Below are 16,802 nucleotides of genomic sequence, written 5' to 3'. Positions count from 1 at the left end.
CGACGTCGACCGGGACGATGAACCGTTTGCCGGAACGAGCCGTCCGGGGCGCTGTCCCGGGACGCGGCTCCGGCGGGCATCATGGATCACGTGCCACCTCACAAGCCCGACGCGGCCAAGGTCCGCGCCGCCCTCGACACCCAGCTGAGCGCTCTCGACGAGCCGCCCTACGACGGACCCGGAGGGCTCGCGGCGCTGCTGGGCGCCTGCGTGAGCGTGGTGATGAGAGCCTTCGAGCGGGGGGTCCGCCCGGAGCGGGAGATCACTCGCTTCGCCGTACGGCACCTGCTGGACGAGCTGGCGACGGCCGCGCCGGGCCGGACCGTCGAGGTCCGGGTCCCGCCCTACGCGGCGGTGCAGTGCGTCGAGGGTCCCCGCCACACCCGGGGCACCCCGCCCAACGTGGTGGAGACCGACGCGCGCACCTGGCTGGAGCTCGCCACCGGCGGCCTGACCTGGTCCGAGGCGATGGCCGCCGGAAAGATCGCGGCGAGCGGGGCCCGCGCCGACCTGTCCGGCCACCTTCCTCTCCGGTAGCCGCCCCGGGCAGGCCGTGATCCCCGTCGATCCCCCGTCCGCCGTTACGGGGCGGCCGGCACCTGGACGCCGAACCTGTCCTCGATGCAGCGCCGCTGCAGTTCCGGCGGCAGGTTGACGCAGTCGCCGACCTTGCTGTAGAGCCAGCTCAGGAACACCGCGGCGATCACCAGGGTGAGAAGGCTCAGCGCGATCCCCACCCAGGCCCGGCCCGGCCTGGACTTCTTGGCGAGCGCGATGATGCCGACGATCAGACCGACGATCGCCACCAGCACGCCGAGGCCGCAGACGACGAGCGACACGATCGCGACGATCCCGAGCACGAGCGCGGCGGTGCCCAGCCCGCCGCCGGGTTTGCGCCCCTCGTCCTGGTAGGCCGGGTAGGGCGTGGCGTACGGATAGCCGGGCGCGCCCGGAGGGGCGGGGTACGGTGTGCCGCCCTGGAGCGGCTGGGAGGGACCGGTCGCGGGTGACGGTTGCGCACCGGGACCGCCGTAGGGCTGCCCGGCCTGCTGCGCCTCCCCGTACGTGGGCTGCTCCCCGTGGCCATACCGTCCCGTTTGCTGTGAATAACCCGGCTGGGGCGCTCCCGGGGCGCCGGGAACGGGCGGCCGGTCCGCCTGGAAGCCGCCGGTGGGCTCGGCGGGCTCGGCGGGCCGCTGCGGGGCCGCGGGTTCCCCGGAGGACGCCGGTTGCTCGTAGCGCGACGGCGGGGTGGGGGCGGCCGGTGTCCCTGGGTGGTCTGTCCCCCCGGGCCGGTCGGACTCGCCGGAGGTCTCCGAGGCGCTCTCCCAGCCGGGGTAGGCGGACGGCGTGGTGCCCGGCACCGTGTAGGGCTGTCCCTCGGGCGCCGCCCCCTCACGGGTGCCCCCGGGCGCGTCCTCCCGCGCCCCCTCGGCCCTGCCCTCGGACGACGGGTCGCCCGTTGATCCCTGTGCCCGCCCCCCTGACTCCGGCGCCTCGTACCCCGAAGACCCCGAAGACCCCGAAGACCCGGAGTCCTCCGAAGCCCAGGAGGGTCCGGGAGTTCCGGACTGCCCCAGGTACCCCGGCGCGGCGTACGGGCCGCCCGCCTGGTCGGGCGGCGGCACCTCCGGCGCGGTCGGCGTGTCCGGATGCGGGGGAACCTGTGGTTCGGCGGGAATCGCTGACGGCGGCCAGGTCGGGGTCTCATTGGGATCAGGCACGGGTGTCTCGGGATCCGGCTCCTCCCACGGTTCCGGAGTCGGCGGCGTCTGCGTCCCCGACCCCCACACGGAACCCTCGCCGGGCTCCCGGCCCTGTGGCTCGGCCCGGCCGGGGATCTCCGTCCACCCGGTCGGCTCGGCCCGGCCGGAAGGCTCGGCGGAACCGGCCTGGCCAGGAGACTCGGCGGAACCTGAGGGGTCGGCCCACCCCGTGGACTCGCCCGCCGGGGCGGGGGGTCGCCGCCACGTGGGCGGCTCGTTCGAGGGAGGGACGGGCCAGGCGGTCGTCTCCGGGACGGCGGGCTCGTACTCGCCGGGGACGGCCGCCTCCTCGGAGGTGTCCTGTGGCTCCTCCGAGCCGGACCCTTCCTGTCCTTCCTGCTCGGGGCGCCTGTCCCGCGGCACTCGCCGTGGGTCGGGCTGGTTCGGGTCCACAGGTGTTGTCACGTCTCTTCTCCCGACGCTCGGGCATGCCGGATATCTCACACTCCCCTGTCAGCCACCGGCGAAACAGGCTGACACGGCAAAACACCGATGATCGTTCGGTCAGGGTGCTACATGCCGCGGAACGGACCCTGGGTGCGAGCAGGGAAGAAGCCGACCTAGAATGAAGCATGTGCTGAAGGGCGACGGCCATCTGAGCCATGACCTTGATCCTCACGACCGGCCTCCGAAGGACGCATGTGGCGTCTTCGGGGTGTGGGCCCCTGGGGAGGAAGTCTCCAAACTCACCTACTACGGGCTGTACGCGTTGCAGCACCGCGGCCAGGAGTCCGCGGGCATCGCGGTCAGCGAGGGCAGCAGGATCCTCGTCTACAAGGACATGGGCCTGGTGGCCCAGGTCTTCGACGAGTCCGTGCTCGGGACCCTCCGCGGCCACCTGGCGATCGGCCACTGCCGCTACTCGACGACCGGGTCGAGCGTCTGGGAGAACGCGCAGCCGACGCTGAGCTCGACCGAGTCCGGCGGGCTCGCGCTCGCCCACAACGGCAACCTGATCAACACCCCGGAGCTGGCCAGGCGCCTGGCTCCCGGATCCACCAGGGCGACCACCGACACCGAGGTGCTGACGACGCTGCTGGCCCAGGACCGCAGCCAGTCCATCGACGACGCGGCGGCCGAGCTGCTTCCTCAGGTCAGGGGCGCCTACTCGCTCGTCTTCATGGACGAGAAGACTCTCTACGCGGCCCGCGACCCGCAGGGCGTCCGCCCGCTGGTCCTCGGGCGCCTGGAGCGCGGCTGGGTGGTCGCCTCGGAGACCGCGGCGCTGGACATCGTGGGCGCCACGTTCGTCCGCGAGATCGAGCCGGGCGAGCTGATCACCATCGACGAGCGCGGCGTGCGCTCGCGCAGGTTCGCGCTCGCCGAGCCCAAGGGCTGCCTGTTCGAGTACGTCTACCTGGCCCGCCCGGACACCACGATCGCCGGGCGCGGCGTGCAGACCACGCGTGTCGAGGTCGGCCGCGTGCTGGCCCGCGAGCACCCGGTCGAGGCCGACCTGGTCATCCCGACCCCCGAGTCGGGCACTCCCGCCGCCGTCGGCTACGCCGAGGAGAGCGGGATCCCCTACGGTCAAGGTCTGGTCAAGAATTCCTACGTGGGCCGGACCTTCATCCAGCCGTCCCAGACGATCCGCCAGCTGGGCATCAGGCTGAAGCTCAACCCGCTGAAAGAGGTCGTCGCGGGCAAGCGCCTGGTGGTCGTGGACGACTCGATCGTGCGGGGCAACACGCAGCGGGCGATCGTCAAGATGTTGCGCGAGGCGGGCGCCACGGAGGTGCACGTCCGGATCTCCTCCCCGCCGGTCAGCTGGCCGTGCTTCTACGGCATCGACTTCGCCACCCGGGCCGAGCTGATCGCCGGTTCGCTGAGCGTGGAGGAGATCCGCGCCTCGCTCGGCGCCGACTCGCTCGGATACATCTCGCTGGAGGGCCTGACCGCGGCCACCACGATCCCCGCCGACCGGCTCTGCCGTGCCTGCTTCGACGGCGAGTACCCCATCCCGATCGACCAGGACAACGTGGGCAAGTACGTGCTGGAGGCCAAGCGTTGAGCGGGCCGGGCGCGCAGAGAGAGGCTTCATGACCAGCTACGCGGCCGCCGGAGTGGACATCGACGCGGGCGAGCGCGCCGTCGAGCTGATGAAGTCGAAGGTCGCGCGGGCGCGCAGGCCCGAGGTCGTGGACGACGCCAGCGGTTTCGCCGGCCTCTTCGACGCCTCGGCCCTGCTGTCGTACCGGCGGCCGCTGCTCACCACGTCGACCGACGGCGTCGGGACCAAGGTCATGCTGGCCCAGCGGCTCGACAAGCACGACACGATCGGGATCGACCTGGTCGGCATGGTCGTCGACGACCTGGTCGTCTGTGGCGCCGAACCGCTGTTCATGACCGACTACATCGCCTGCGGCAAGGTGGTCCCCGAGCGGATCGCCGAGATCGTGGGCGGTGTCGCCGAGGGCTGCCGCCTGGCGGGCTGCGCTCTCGTCGGCGGGGAGACCGCCGAGCACCCCGGGGCCATGGAGGCCGGCGAGTACGACCTCGCGGGTGCCGCCACCGGGGTGGTGGAGGCCGACAGGATGCTCGGCCGCGACAGGGTCCGCGCGGGCGACGTGGTTCTCGCGCTGGCCTCCTCGGGCGTGCACTCCAACGGTTACTCGCTGGTCAGGCACATCATCGACCGGGCCGGGCTGTCCCTGGAGGCCGAGCTGCCCGAGCTGGGGCGGACGCTGGGCGAGGAGCTGCTGGAGCCGACCAGGATCTACTCCCTCGACTGCCTGGAGCTGGCCCGCGCGGTCGACGTCCACGCGTACGCCCACATCACGGGCGGCGGTCTGGCGGGCAACCTGTCCCGTTCGCTGCCCCCCGGTCTGGACGCGCTGCTCGACCGCTCGTCGTGGACCCCGCCCGCCGTCTTCGAGGTGCTCGCCGGGCACGGCGAAGTGGCTCAGGCCGACATGGACCGGACGTTCAACCTGGGTGTGGGCATGGCCGCGGTCGTCCCCGCCGAGGCCGTGGATCCGGCCCTGGCGCTGCTCGGGGAGCGCGACCTCCCCGCCTGGGTGCTCGGCGAGATCGTCGAGGGCTCGGGCCAGGCGCGTTTCCGCTGATCCGCCCGCCTTCCCGGCGAAGGCGACCCCGCCGCTCCCGTGTCCCTCCCGGCCGGTCTCACCGGCCGGGAGGGGTGCGCCGGATCCTGCTCACCGGTCCGAACGGATCTTGTCGCCGGTCCGGAGAGCCGCGAAGGGATGCGCCGGATCCCCGGCGGGTACGGCGAAAAGCGCTCCGGATCACCGGAGCGCCGCATATTGTCGACTCGTAGCGAGAAGAACACCCGGTGGACTGTGCTCACCACCGGGTGTCCCGCTCACCGTCAACCTGAAATCCGCCTAGCGGCGGCCGGATGTCCCGTCGTCGCGGTCATCTCCGGAGCCGAAGTCATCGGCGTAATCGGCGTACCGATCCGCCAGCTCGTCGTAGGCGTCGTTGGAGTCGTCATTGTGGTTGGAGTCGTCTCTGACTCCGAGCTCGTCGCGCAGACGCTCAAGATCAGTGCCACCGCTGTTGTACTTCAGCTGGCGAGCAACCTTGACCTGCTTGGCCTTTGCTCGGCCGCGCCCCATTGGCTCGACCCCCTCGTGTGGGGTCGTGCCCGACCCCTCGTCGCTAACGCACCACGCACTGACGCCACCTGACTTAGGCGTCAGCTCTCGTTCGCCTACAACCGTACCCGTTTTACGCCCGGCTCGGTACGTCGTATGGGCGTGTGGGGCTAGTGGCCCAGCCAAATGCCCCTAATTCGCCCGACTTCCGACATTCTGCGCTCAGCCAGCCTATCGGCTGCGACGGCCGGAGGGACGCCATCCTCCGCCGCGCTAGAGAAGATCTTGAGAGTCGTGTCGTAGATCTGGGTGGCCTTTGCCTGGGCCCGCTCCATGTTGAATCCCCTGATCTCGTCCGCGACCTGGATGACGCCGCCGGAATTGACCACGTAGTCGGGCGCGTAGAGGATCCCGCGGTCGGCGAGCTGCTTCTCCACGCCGGGGTGGGCCAGCTGGTTGTTGGCCCCGCCGCAGACGATCGTGGCGCGCAGGCGGGCCACCGTCTCGTCGTCCAGCGCCCCGCCGAGGGCGCACGGCGCGTAGACGTCGACGTCGGCGGCGGTGAGCTCCAGCCGGTCGGCGACGACCTCGACCTGGGGGTGGATCCGCCGCAGCCGTTCCACGGCCCGCTCGCTCACGTCGCAGACCACGACCTCCGCGCCGTCCTCGATCAGATGACCGACCAGGCGGTGGCCGACCTTGCCCACGCCCTCGACGCCGACGCGCCTGCCGCGCAGTGTCGGCGTCCCGTACGTGTGCTCGGCGGCGGCGCGCATGCCCTGGAACACGCCGAGGGCGGTCAGGATCGACGAGTCGCCGGCCCCGCCGTTGGCCAGCGTGCGGCCGGTCACGTAGGAGCACTCGCGGGCCACGATGTCCATGTCCTCGCTGTAGGTGCCCACGTCGCACGCCGTGTAGTAGCGGCCCCCGAGCGACTGGACGAACCTGCCGTAGGCGCGCAGCAGCGCCTCGCTCTTGTCCGTCGCCGGGTCGCCGATGATGACGGCCTTGCCGCCACCGAGGTCGAGCCCCGCCAGGGCGTTCTTGTAGGCCATCGCCCGCGAGAGGTTGAGCACGTCGGCCAGCGCGGCCTGCTCGCTCTCGTAGGGATAGAACCTGGTGCCGCCCAGGCCTGGGCCCAGGGCGGTGTTGTGGATGGCGATGATCGCGTGAAGGCCGCTGCGCTCGTCGGAGCAGAAAACGACCTGCTCGTGCCTCGCCTGGCCGCCGGTTGCCGGGCCCGCGTCCTTGTGGGACAGCCCGAAGACGTCGGTCACTGTGGTGACTCCCAGTCGTCCGTTACCGCCGCACCGTTGCGGCGGAGATCACCCTCAGCGTAACCACATGTCCGTAAAGGCACGACGTGCGAGAACGTCCCATCTCAATGACCGAGACGACAGCCGCGGAAGCCGGTCCGCTACGGACAACGGCCGGTCCTTCGTGACACGATGCGGTCGTGCTGCCCTATGCCGCGTACCTCCGCGTCTACGAACCGCTGGTCGCGTTCGCCCCGGCGGAGCGCGTCTCGTGGGCCGCCTACGCCGAGGCGGCCGACCGACCGCGCCGAGCGAGCGCCCTCCACGCCGAACACGGCGAGGCGATGCGACGCCTTCTGGGGGTGCCACCGGCTCCGGCACCCGCCCAGGAGAGCCCCAACGCCTATCTGAGGCGCGTGGAGGAGGTCCTGTACGTCTGCCCGTGGCAGAGCAGGTTGAGGTCCTGGCTCGCCTTCTCACGCTTTCGCGGGGCGACCCCGCCCAAGTTGATGGAGCGTTTCGTGCCACCCGCCGTCGCGGAGCAGACGGCCGACGACTTCGACCGGTTCAAGCGCCGCACCGACTCCGCCGCGCTGCGCACGCACATCCGCGGCTCCACCTGGCACGTTCCGACCTCGTGGTTCGTCCCCTTCGACGGCAACGAGCGCTGGCTGGTCATCGACGGCGGCGAGGGCAAGGGAGGCACGACCACCACGCGCAACCTGATCTACGTCACGTCCATGGCCCACGCCAGGCGCCGCAGCGCCCGCGCCCTGCAGATCATCAGGAGGCAGGTGGGCGAGGTCTCGGTCACCGCCGAGGTCGAGGACGTGGCGCGCTGGCTGGAGGAGTTCCACCCGCATTCGCTGGTCGAGCTCGACTACGGCGGCATCGTCAACCTCATGGACGACGAGACGCTCCAGTCCGACGAATCCGTGGCGGAGCTCGCGGCGGCGCTGACAGGTCTGGAAAAAGGCGAGGAAGAACTGGCGTTCGCCATGTACCAGCGCGTCATCCTCCGCTGGCGATCAATACAACTTCTCGAATCGGCAAACTGAGTCGCAAATCATCCCTTCGACCTGCGTAAGTAGGTCCGTCGATGACCGGGGATGCACCTACGAACTGAGTAGTTTGCCGTTTTCACTGCGATACCACGAAACGTGTCGCTAGAATCACCGAGCGTGACAACAACACGTGCACAAGAGAGATGAGTCGCTCAAAGGCTCGCCAATCGCTCTACGTGGCTGTATGGTCACATCGGGTGATGCCGCATATGGCCCAAACAGCCGCACGCAAGGGCCATAGGCGGACATCCGTGACAAGCGTCAAGTCGCAGGATCGCTGTCGCCGGTCCACATGGAGGAGAGGCCGCACAAATGTCAGCTCGTACACCCGAGGCAGAGCCGCTGCTCACCCCGGCGGAGGTCGCAACCATGTTCCGCGTCGATCCCAAGACCGTGACCCGGTGGGCGAAGGCGGGCAAATTGACGTCCATCCGCACCCTGGGGGGACACCGCCGGTACCGGGAGACTGAGGTTCGCGCGCTGCTCGCGGGGATTCCGCAGCAGCGCTCAGAGTAAGACGGGGGCCGTCACTGACCTAGGGGGATTGGTGCGCGCTCACTCTTTGAGCGTGTAGGCCACACGGGTTTGTGGGGAGCGGCGTCGCCCGCCCGGCGCCGCCCCAGCACGTACCCCGCCCTCCGGCGCGTGCTCCGAACGACCGAGCGCGTGCTCCGAAGGGCTCGGAAGCACCTTCCAGGGGGTTCCTCTCAGCCGCCCGCCCCGGGCCTCTCCCGGTCCGCGGGGCGGCTCGATCCACCTCTGACCAGGTTGTCCAGCAACTCGCCGACCTGCGAGTCGTGCTCGGCCGCCACGCCGAGCAGCGCCACCATCTGACCGATCAGCATGCGCTCCAGCGCCGGCCGCTCGATGTCGCGGCGCTCCAGCCAGTCGAGGCCCGCGGTCTCGACGGAGGCGATCCACGAGCGCAGCGTGACCCGGAGCACGGGGCCCGGCTCCTCGACCCGCATCTGCTTCATGATCAGTTTGAGCAGCCGGTGCCTGACCGCGTCGACGACCTCCCCGATCTCGCCGCTGCTGTTGGCGGGGCCGCCCTTGAGCAGCGCGGCGAAGCCCGTCGCGTGTTCCTCGACGAAGTCGAAGTAGCGGGTGAGGCCCCCGATCAGCTCGTCCAGCGGTTGTCCGCCCTGAGGTCTGAGCCTCGCCTCCAGCTGGGCCGCGGCGCTCTTCAGCGCGGCGACGTAGAGCTCCTGCTTGCCGCCGAAGTAGTGGTAGACCAGGGCCCGCGACGCGCCGGCCGCGGAGGCCACGTCGTCGATCGACACGTATTCGGCGTCACGCCTGCTGAACAGCTCCAGGGCCGCCGCCATGAGCTCCTCGCGGCGCCGGTCGACGGTGAGCCTGCGCCGCGCCGGTCGCGCGCCGCCCGCCGCGGGTTTCGCCCGTTCGGCGGCTCCGGATGTCGACCCCACACCGCGAAGCCTATCGGAGCCGATCCGCCCGGCGCCGGGGTCAAGATCGGAGTTCCCTTCCGCGCAAGCCGTACCCCATTCGGAACTCGATCGTTTTGAGTGACAGGTGCCCATCCACCATCGCGGGGGAGAGCCATGTCAGGACCGCCGGTCAACACCACCGTCACCCGAGCCCGCGGGTTCGCCGAACCCGTTCTGTCCGAGGGGGGCGGCGGGCCACGCCCGAGACCCACGATCCGCAACGTGGCCGAACGAGCCGGTGTCTCCAAATCACTGGTCTCGCTCGTCCTGCGCGGATCGCCCCACGTCAGCGAGCATCGCAGGCAGGCCGTGCTCCAAGCGGCCAGAGACCTCGGCTACCGGCCCAACGCGGTCGCGCGCAGCCTGGTCGAGGGCCGCACCCACCTGGTCGGGGCGCTCGTCGCCGACCTGCACAACCCGTTCTACGCGGAGTTCCTGGACGGCCTGCAGGAGAGCCTGCACGGCGACGGGCTGAGACTCCTCATCGGCAACAGCCAGTGGGACCCCGCCTTCGAGGACGAGGCGGTCGAGGCGTTCCTCGAGCTGCGCGTCGACGGGCTCGTCCTGCTCGGCATCGCGCCCACCAGCGGGACGCTCATCGAGGCCACCGGCTACACGCCGACCGTGGTGGTGGGCGAGCGCGACATCGACCTCGGCGGCGTGGACATCGTCGTCGACGACGACCAGCTCGGCGCCCGCCTCGCCGTCGACCACCTCGTGGAGCTCGGTCACCGCAGGATCGCCCACATCGAGGCCTCGGGCATCTCCTCCGGGCGCTTCCGGTGCGAGGGCTACCTGGTCGCGATGCGCAGGCACTCCCTGGCCCCGTACATCATGGTCGAGGAGGGCGAGTCCAGCGAGGAGGGCGGCGCGAGGGCGGCGCACAGCCTGCTCACGCGCGATCCCCGGCCCACAGCGATCTTCGCCGCCAACGACCTGGTGGCCATGGGCGTGCTGTCCGCGGCCGCCGAGCTGGGCCTGCGGGTTCCCGAGGACCTGTCCGTGGTCGGGTACGACAACATCCACCGCGCCGGGACCCAGCCGATCTCGCTGACCACCGTGGACCAGCCGCGCCGCGCCATGGGCCGTTCCGCCGCCGCGCTGCTGAACGACCGGATCGGCGACCCCGGCAAGACCTCGCGCCTGCGCCAGGTCGCGCCGCAGCTGGTCGTACGGCACAGCACGAGTTCCGCCGAACGCTAAAGAGCCTGCCTGGAGCGTTACAGCACGCCCAGGCAGGCTCCATGACCTCCCCAAAACCAGGTCAACATCGTGAACGGCGGCGCGCCGCCGGTGTTGACTCTGGCCGAGACGAGGGGGGTAACAATGCGTGATCCGGAACTGGTGTCATGCGCCCAGCGGGCCGCCGCCGAACTCGAGCGGGCGTGGGCGCACTGGCGAGCCGCCCGGGGCCGCAACGGCGACGCCGGGGCTGAGTCCGTGGCCAGCTACGTGGCCCATTCGATCGACCACCCCTGGGGACGGCCTCGCGTGGTCCTCGGGCTGGACGCCGAGGACGCCAGGGAGCTCGCCGCGCTCCTGCAGAAACTGGAGGTCGGCGAGCACGCCTGGTGACGGGCCCAGGCCGCCGCCTTCCGTGACGGGAAGCACATTTGACGCTGGCGGGAAGGCGCCTCTGACGGGGAAGCACCTCCGACGGGAAAGCACCTCTTACGGGGAAGTACCTCACGCCTCGTGACAGGCGGGTGACGGGGAAGCACCTCACGCCTCGTGACGGACGGGCACATATCGCGACAACGGCCGTGTCACGCCCTCAGGCCACGTAAGTTGGATGGTCGACGACTTCCTTGGGGGCGATGAGCGTGACCGGTAAAGCACTCGCGGCGACCCTTGTCCTGTGCGGGCTCGGCGTCGCCGCCTGCGGTGGAACCGCCGCGGGCGCGGACCTCGCGCGAGAGCGCGGGCCCGTCCCTCCCGCGGCCGGAACGGCCGTGGCCCCGGCGGCCCCGGCGGCCGGCGGCACCGCCGACACCCTGACCGGCCCGGCGGGCGACGCGGCGGCGGGCGCGGCGGGCGATTCCACCGCGAGTCCCGCCACCGGGCGCGGCGGCGAGGGCCGCGAGCCGCTCAGCGGCAAGGTCGTGGTCATCGACCCCGGCCACAACGGGCAGAACTACCGCCACCCCGCGGAGATCAACAAGAAGGTCAACGTCCTGACCCAGTGGAAGGCCTGCGACACCACCGGCACCGCCACCGCGAACGGCTACAGCGAGGCGGCCTTCACCTGGGACGTCTCCCAGCGTCTGGCCAAGATCCTCAAGAGCCGCGGCGCGACGGTGAAGCTGACCCGCGACAGCAACTCCGGCGTCGGGCCGTGCATCACCCAGCGGGCCGCGATCGGCAACAGGGCGAAGGCGGACGCGGCGATCTCGGTCCACGCCGACGGGGCGAGCACCGCCGACCACGGCTTCCACGTGATCATGCCGGAGAAGATCGGCGGCCCGGTCGACCCGGTGGTCGAGGCCTCCAGGAAGCTCGGCCTGGACGTGCGGAACGCCTTCAGGCGCGGCACCGGCCTGTCGTACTCCACCTACATCGGCAAGAACGCCCTCGACTACCGCGACGACCTCGGCGGCCTGAACCTCTCCACGGTTCCCAAGATCTTCATCGAGTCCGGCAACATGAGGAACCCCGCCGAGGCGGCCAAGTTCCAGCAGCCGGCGTTCCGGCAGAAGATCGCGCTCTCCCTGGCCAACGGGCTGCAGCAGTACCTGAGGCGGTAAGCGCCTCGGCCCGGCTCGCGTCAGCGGCCCGGCGGGCCGTCCAGGCCCAGGGCTTCGAGGTTGTCGCGGGCCGGGTGGCGGCGCGCGGCCGGGCCCGCGGCGAAGGCGCGCAGGATGTTCCCCGTCGCCTTGCGGACGAAGGCCCCGGCCCGGTCCGTGACGCCGTGGCCGCAGCGGGCGCCCCGCATGGCGCACACCCAGCGCATCGTGCCCGAGCTGAACACCGCGGCGCCGCTCGGCACGGTGTAGTAGGCGCTGTGCGCGACCGTGGCGCGGCCTCCGCAGTTCACCGGGGACACCGACAGGACCTCCATCGGGCGTGGCACGCCCGCGCCGACCCTGTCGGTCTCCACACCCACCATCCCGGGGAAGGTGGTGCCGCGCCGCACCCCGGTCCCCCTGAAGATCCAGTTGCCGGGCCGCCTGACCACGTAGGCGGACTCGGAGGGAAAGCAGTCGTACATCGGGCCGGTCAGCGAGCTCTCCGGCCTGGCGGTGGCCCGCCACAGGATCGTCCCGGGGTCCTCGGCGGCGTCCTTGTGGCAGACGACCAGGCGGCGCGGGCCCAGGCGCGTCGCGGCGAGGCGGACCCGCCAGTAGACGGCGTTGGCGCCCAGGAAGGCGAGGTTGGTGCCGTGGTCCCTGGCGGCCTCGACGGTGCGGCGCATGCCCGGCGACCAGTACTCGTCGTGCCCCAGGGACACCAGGCCCCTCGCCCCGTCGAGAACGCGCGGGTCGCGGTCCAGGTCCAGGCTCGTGACGTAGGCGAGCGGCACGCCGCGGCGTTCGGCGAGCTCGATGGCCTCGCGTTCCATGTCCAGGAAGAGCCGCGCCCCTGAGGCGTCGTACGGGCGGTCGAAGCTGACCGCCCGGGACCTGTCCCCGAAGCCGCCGGGCCCCTCGTAGAGGCTGCGGCCGCCCCAGCCGTTGTACGCCTGCCAGGTGGTGACCGCGTTGACGACGACCAGGCGCCCCCTGGTGGAGGCGGACCTGACGGTGAGGGGGACGTAGCGCCGTCCCCCGGTGGCGGCGTCCAGCCGGATCAGGTAGGAGCCCTCGGGCCAGCCCGAGGTGTCCACCTCGGGACCGGGTTTCCAGTGGGCGGCGGTCACCGTCCCGGTGGCGGCGATCGTCCTGGGCGGCGCCTGCCTCGTGCCGGGCAGCCCGGCCGCCCGCCAGACCTGCCTGGCCCCCGCTCCGCCGTACCAGCCCATCCGGAAGGCCCTGGCGGTGTAGCGGCCGGCGGTGGTCGAGACGTACAGCCGGAAACGCTCTCCGGGCAGCACGCTCACCCGGTCGGCGAAGCCCTCGATCTCGTGCTCGGCGCCACGTCGGCGCAGCCGCCAGCCGGGATCGCCCTCCCTGACGTTCTCCGCCACGGTGGTGCCGGCCCCCTCGGCGCTCCGCACCGCGGAGGAGGACTCCGAGGGAGTGGGCGAGGGCGGGGTGGGGCTCTCGACGGTGGCGGAACACCCGGCGGCCAGCATGATCGCCGCCGGTATCGCCACCAGGGCCGCCAGCGGGGTGCGAGCCGGGTGCCTGGGCGTTTGGAACATGAGCAGCAGCATGACCGCGCGAGGGTTCTCCCCCGGCTCTCCCGCGCGGTACTTGGGCGGTTCTTGGTTCCATGTCCGGGGTCGCCAGGGTAAAGGGCTTATCTCTCCGGCGGTTTGGCATGATTCAAACCATGGACCTCCTGCCGCTTCCCTCCGCTTTCACTCCTGCCGGCGGTTTCCTCGGCCTTCCCCACGGGGTCGTCGTCTCCGGTCCCGCCGAGCTGGTGGACGCCGTACGCCTCGCGCTCGCCGTGCTCGATCCGCGCCCCGGCGAGGCTGGGACGATCACGGTGGAGCCCGACGCGTCGCTCGGCGCCGAGTCGTACGTCCTGGACGTGACGGACGGGGGCGTGCGGATCGCGGCCGGAGACAGGGCCGGGGCCTTCTACGCGGGCCAGACGCTGCGGCAACTGCTGCCCGCGGCGGCGTTCCGCGCGGTGGCCGGTGCCGGGGCGAGCTGGAGCGTCCCCCTGGGCCAGGTGCGGGACGCGCCCCGGTTCTCCTGGCGCGGGGTGCACCTGGACGTGGCGCGGCACTTCATGCCCAAGCGCGAGGTGTTCAGGATGATCGACATCATGGCGGTCCACAAGCTGAACCGCCTCCACCTGCACCTGGTGGACGACCAGGGGTGGCGGGTCGAGAGCCGCCGGCACCCGCGGCTGCACGAGGTGGGCGCGCACCGCCCGCGCACGATCACCAGCTACTACCGGGAGGAGCCGGCCTTCGACGAGGTGCCGCACGGCGGCTACTACACGCTGGAGGACCTCGCCGAGATCGGCGCCTACGCGCGGGCCCGCGCCGTGACGGTCGTGCCCGAGATCGACGTACCGGGACACGCCTCGGCGATCCTCGCCGCCTACCCCGAGTTCGACGCCCGCGCCACCGGCGGCCGCCGGCCCGAGCCCTTCACCGTGCTGGAGCGCTGGGGCATCTCCCCGGCGATCCTGTCCCCGCTGCCGGAGACGGTCGGCTTCCTGACCGGCGTGATCGAGGAGATCACCGGGGCGCTGGGCGAGACCCCGTACGTCCACATCGGCGGGGACGAGTGCGTGCTCGACGACTGGGCCGCCTCCCCCGAGATCGTCGCGTTCCAGGCGGAGCTGGGACTGGGGAGCGTGAGCGACCTGCACGCCTGGTTCCTGCGCCGGCTGGCGGACGAGCTGGCCGGGCGCGGCAGCAGGGCGGTGGTGTGGGACGAGGCGTTCGTCAGCGGCATGCTCAGGCCCGACACGATCGTGATGCCCTGGCGCGGGCCGGGGGTGGCCAGGCGCGCCGCCGCCGCCGGGCACGACGTGGTGCAGACCCCGGTCTTCCCGCTGTACTTCGACTACGCCGAGGCCTCCTCCGAGGAGGAGCCCGTGGCGATCGGCGACGCGATCACCGTCTCGGACGTCGCGGCCTTCGCCCCGGCGCCGGAGTCATGGACGGCCGGGGAGCGGGAGCGCGTGCTCGGGGCGCAGTTCCAGCTGTGGAGCGAGCGGCTGCCCGACGGGCGCGCGGTGGACTACCGCGCCTGGCCCCGGGGATGCGCGCTGGCCGAGGTCACGTGGTCTGGCTCGGCGGGGAACGGGTTCGACGCCCGGCTGGAGGCGCACCTGGGCCGCCTCGACGCGCTCGGCGTCGAGTACCGGCCGCTGACCGGCCCGCGTCCCTGGCAGCGGGGCGGAGCCGGTCACCGGCGCCACCGCCCGGGAGTCGTCAAGGTGGACGAGACCATGAAGCACCTGGAGAAGCTGACCCACGAGGCCGACTCGACCCGTCCCAGCATGTGACCGGTCTCCCGGCCCCTGAGGGGCCGGGCCGGCACGGATGACGGGGTGGAGAAGGGCGGTGTCCCGGGCTCCGCGAAGCCGGGTCGGCGCGAGTGACGGGGGTGCGGGGAAGAAGCGGTGTCCCGGGCTCCGGGGGGCCGGGTCGACGCGAGTGACAGGGTGGAGAAGGGCGGTGTCCCGCGCCGCTCCCCCGTCAGGCGAGAACCTCGTAGCCCGCTTCCTTGACGGCGGCGCGGACGGCCGCGTCGTCGAAGGAGTCGCCGGAGACGTCGACCCTGCCGGTCTCGAGGTCGACGTCGACACCGGTGACGCCCGGGACCTCACCGACCTCCTCCTTGACCGAACTCACGCAGTGGCCGCAGGTCATACCGGTGACGGTGTATGTGGTCGTGCTCATCGTGCCTCCATGTCCTGAGGTTACCCACCCAGGGTATATCGTGAGCCGCCTTCCGGCCCGATGGGGTGAAGAATCGGGACTCGCCGCAAAGGTTCGGGCCGCGACGATTCCGACCGCGCCGCGACCGGATCAGCTCGTGGGGCTCCGGCTCGCGGTACGGCCGATGATCTGGCGGAGGTCGACCACGCCGTGACGGCGGAGGCGGCGGGAGAGGTCGCGGTTCACGCGGTGCGCCCAGAGGGGCCCCTCGTAGATCAACGCGCTGTAGCCCTGGACGAGCGTGGCCCCGGCGAGCAGGCGCTCCCAGACGTCGTCCACGTCCTCGACGCCGCCGACGGAGACGAGCACCAGGCGATCGCCCACCCTGGCGCGCAGCCTGCGCAGGACCTCCAGGGACCGGGCCTTCAGCGGACGCCCCGACAGGCCGCCGCTCTCGCGGCTGTGGTCATGGCCCGCGGGCTCCGCACAGGCCAGCGCCTGCCTGCCGATCGTGGTGTTGGTGGCGATGATGCCGTCGAGCCCGAGGTCCAGGGCCAGGTCGGCGACCGCGTCCACGTCGGCGTCCGCCAGGTCGGGAGCGATCTTGACCAGTAGCGGGGTGCGCTTGGGCGTGGCGTCGGCGACCTCCTTCACCGCGCGCAGCAGCGGGCCCAGCAGCTCCACCGCCTGGAGGTCGCGCAGGCCGGGGGTGTTGGGCGAGCTGACGTTGACGACCAGGTAGTCGGCCAGGGGGGCGAGTTCCCTGGCACTGGCCACGTAGTCGGCGACGGCCCCCGACTCGGGCACGACCTTCGTCTTGCCGATGTTGACGCCGACGATCGCGGGGACGCCTCGTGGCCTGGCCAGCGACCGGGCCGCGGCGGACGCGCCCGCGTTGTTGAAACCCATCCGGTTGATGATCGCCCGGTTTCTCACCAGGCGGAACATCCGGGGTCTGGCGTTGCCCGGCTGGGCATGGGCGGTGATCGTGCCGACCTCGACGTGGCTGAAGCCGAGCGCGGACACGGCCTCGACACAGCCGGCGTCCTTGTCGAAGCCGGCCGCCAGCCCGAACGGGCCGGGAAAGTGCACGCCGAAGGCCTGCACGCGCAGCGCGGGGTCGCGTGGCGCGAGGCGGCGGTGAACCAGCCGCCTGACCACGGGTGTCACCGAGAGGACGCGGAGAGCGCGCACCGCCATGTGGTGCGCGTCCTCGGGGTCGAGGCGGCGGAGGACCTGCGAGAAGACGAATCGATACAT

At 71.6% G+C, this 16,802-nt stretch carries 16 protein-coding genes; 9 read left to right on the top strand and 7 right to left on the bottom strand.

Annotation, left to right across the window (positions count from 1 at the left end; all coding sequences use genetic code 11):
• Positions 1–81: 81 nt before the first annotated feature.
• Complete coding sequence (locus tag ACTOQ1_RS34025; RefSeq protein ID WP_440072072.1) at positions 82–537, top strand: sterol carrier family protein; 456 nt, start codon at positions 82–84, stop codon at positions 535–537.
• Between the two features lie 44 nt (positions 538–581).
• Here the strand turns inward: ACTOQ1_RS34025 and ACTOQ1_RS34020 are convergent, their stop codons facing one another.
• Positions 582–2,171 (bottom strand): hypothetical protein, encoded by a 1,590-nt coding sequence (locus ACTOQ1_RS34020; RefSeq protein WP_440072071.1) that lies wholly within the window; start codon positions 2,169–2,171, stop codon positions 582–584.
• A gap of 160 nt (positions 2,172–2,331) precedes the next feature.
• Between ACTOQ1_RS34020 and purF the strand changes: the two genes are divergently transcribed.
• Together purF and purM are read left to right on the top strand one after the other, a co-directional pair.
• Positions 2,332–3,777: an amidophosphoribosyltransferase gene (gene purF / locus ACTOQ1_RS34015; RefSeq protein ID WP_362844424.1), complete on the top strand. Its 1,446-nt coding sequence runs from the start codon at positions 2,332–2,334 to the stop codon at positions 3,775–3,777.
• A 28-nt stretch (positions 3,778–3,805) separates the two neighbouring features.
• Entirely contained in the window at positions 3,806–4,831 is a 1,026-nt protein-coding gene (purM, locus tag ACTOQ1_RS34010; protein WP_440072070.1) for a phosphoribosylformylglycinamidine cyclo-ligase, read from the top strand.
• 279 nt (positions 4,832–5,110) lie between these two features.
• Here purM and ACTOQ1_RS34005 read toward each other — a convergent pair whose 3' ends face one another.
• Positions 5,111–5,344, bottom strand: a complete 234-nt coding sequence (locus tag ACTOQ1_RS34005) for a DUF3073 domain-containing protein (RefSeq protein WP_344747622.1) — start codon at positions 5,342–5,344, stop codon at positions 5,111–5,113.
• Positions 5,345–5,493: 149 nt separating this feature from the next.
• Positions 5,494–6,600: a Leu/Phe/Val dehydrogenase gene (locus ACTOQ1_RS34000; RefSeq protein WP_440072069.1), complete on the bottom strand. Its 1,107-nt coding sequence runs from the start codon at positions 6,598–6,600 to the stop codon at positions 5,494–5,496.
• Between the two features lie 179 nt (positions 6,601–6,779).
• Between ACTOQ1_RS34000 and ACTOQ1_RS33995 the strand changes: the two genes are divergently transcribed.
• Together ACTOQ1_RS33995 and bldC are read left to right on the top strand one after the other, a co-directional pair.
• Positions 6,780–7,637 carry a hypothetical protein gene (locus ACTOQ1_RS33995; RefSeq protein ID WP_362844417.1) on the top strand — a complete coding sequence of 286 codons (858 nt, stop codon included), beginning with the start codon at positions 6,780–6,782 and terminating at the stop codon, positions 7,635–7,637.
• Positions 7,638–7,955: 318 nt separating this feature from the next.
• Entirely contained in the window at positions 7,956–8,159 is a 204-nt protein-coding gene (bldC, locus tag ACTOQ1_RS33990; RefSeq protein WP_013133571.1) for a developmental transcriptional regulator BldC, read from the top strand.
• Between the two features lie 191 nt (positions 8,160–8,350).
• Here the strand turns inward: bldC and ACTOQ1_RS33985 are convergent, their stop codons facing one another.
• On the bottom strand, positions 8,351–9,073 hold the full coding sequence (locus ACTOQ1_RS33985) for a TetR/AcrR family transcriptional regulator (protein WP_440072068.1): 723 nt from the start codon (positions 9,071–9,073) through the stop codon (positions 8,351–8,353).
• Between the two features lie 135 nt (positions 9,074–9,208).
• On the opposite strand from ACTOQ1_RS33985, the gene ACTOQ1_RS33980 reads away from it, so the two are divergent.
• From ACTOQ1_RS33980 to ACTOQ1_RS33970, 3 genes are all read left to right on the top strand, one after another.
• The gene (locus ACTOQ1_RS33980; RefSeq protein WP_362844412.1) at positions 9,209–10,297 is read left to right on the top strand and encodes a LacI family DNA-binding transcriptional regulator; all 1,089 of its coding nucleotides are present in this window, start codon (positions 9,209–9,211) and stop codon (positions 10,295–10,297) included.
• 123 nt (positions 10,298–10,420) lie between these two features.
• The gene (locus ACTOQ1_RS33975) at positions 10,421–10,669 is read left to right on the top strand and encodes a hypothetical protein (protein WP_362695682.1); all 249 of its coding nucleotides are present in this window, start codon (positions 10,421–10,423) and stop codon (positions 10,667–10,669) included.
• Between the two features lie 242 nt (positions 10,670–10,911).
• Positions 10,912–11,838 (top strand): N-acetylmuramoyl-L-alanine amidase, encoded by a 927-nt coding sequence (locus ACTOQ1_RS33970; RefSeq protein ID WP_440072067.1) that lies wholly within the window; start codon positions 10,912–10,914, stop codon positions 11,836–11,838.
• A gap of 20 nt (positions 11,839–11,858) precedes the next feature.
• Here the strand turns inward: ACTOQ1_RS33970 and ACTOQ1_RS33965 are convergent, their stop codons facing one another.
• Complete coding sequence (locus ACTOQ1_RS33965) at positions 11,859–13,394, bottom strand: N,N-dimethylformamidase beta subunit family domain-containing protein (RefSeq protein WP_440072065.1); 1,536 nt, start codon at positions 13,392–13,394, stop codon at positions 11,859–11,861.
• 131 nt (positions 13,395–13,525) lie between these two features.
• Between ACTOQ1_RS33965 and ACTOQ1_RS33960 the strand changes: the two genes are divergently transcribed.
• On the top strand, positions 13,526–15,166 hold the full coding sequence (locus tag ACTOQ1_RS33960) for a beta-N-acetylhexosaminidase (RefSeq protein ID WP_440072064.1): 1,641 nt from the start codon (positions 13,526–13,528) through the stop codon (positions 15,164–15,166).
• A 193-nt stretch (positions 15,167–15,359) separates the two neighbouring features.
• Here the strand turns inward: ACTOQ1_RS33960 and ACTOQ1_RS33955 are convergent, their stop codons facing one another.
• Positions 15,360–15,563 carry a heavy-metal-associated domain-containing protein gene (locus ACTOQ1_RS33955; protein ID WP_440072063.1) on the bottom strand — a complete coding sequence of 68 codons (204 nt, stop codon included), beginning with the start codon at positions 15,561–15,563 and terminating at the stop codon, positions 15,360–15,362.
• Between the two features lie 129 nt (positions 15,564–15,692).
• Complete coding sequence (locus tag ACTOQ1_RS33950) at positions 15,693–16,802, bottom strand: quinone-dependent dihydroorotate dehydrogenase (protein WP_440072062.1); 1,110 nt, start codon at positions 16,800–16,802, stop codon at positions 15,693–15,695.

Source organism: Streptosporangium sp. OZ121, from assembly GCF_051918885.1.
Lineage (GTDB): Bacteria > Actinomycetota > Actinomycetes > Streptosporangiales > Streptosporangiaceae > Streptosporangium.
This window is presented reverse-complemented; position numbering and strand designations above follow the sequence as displayed.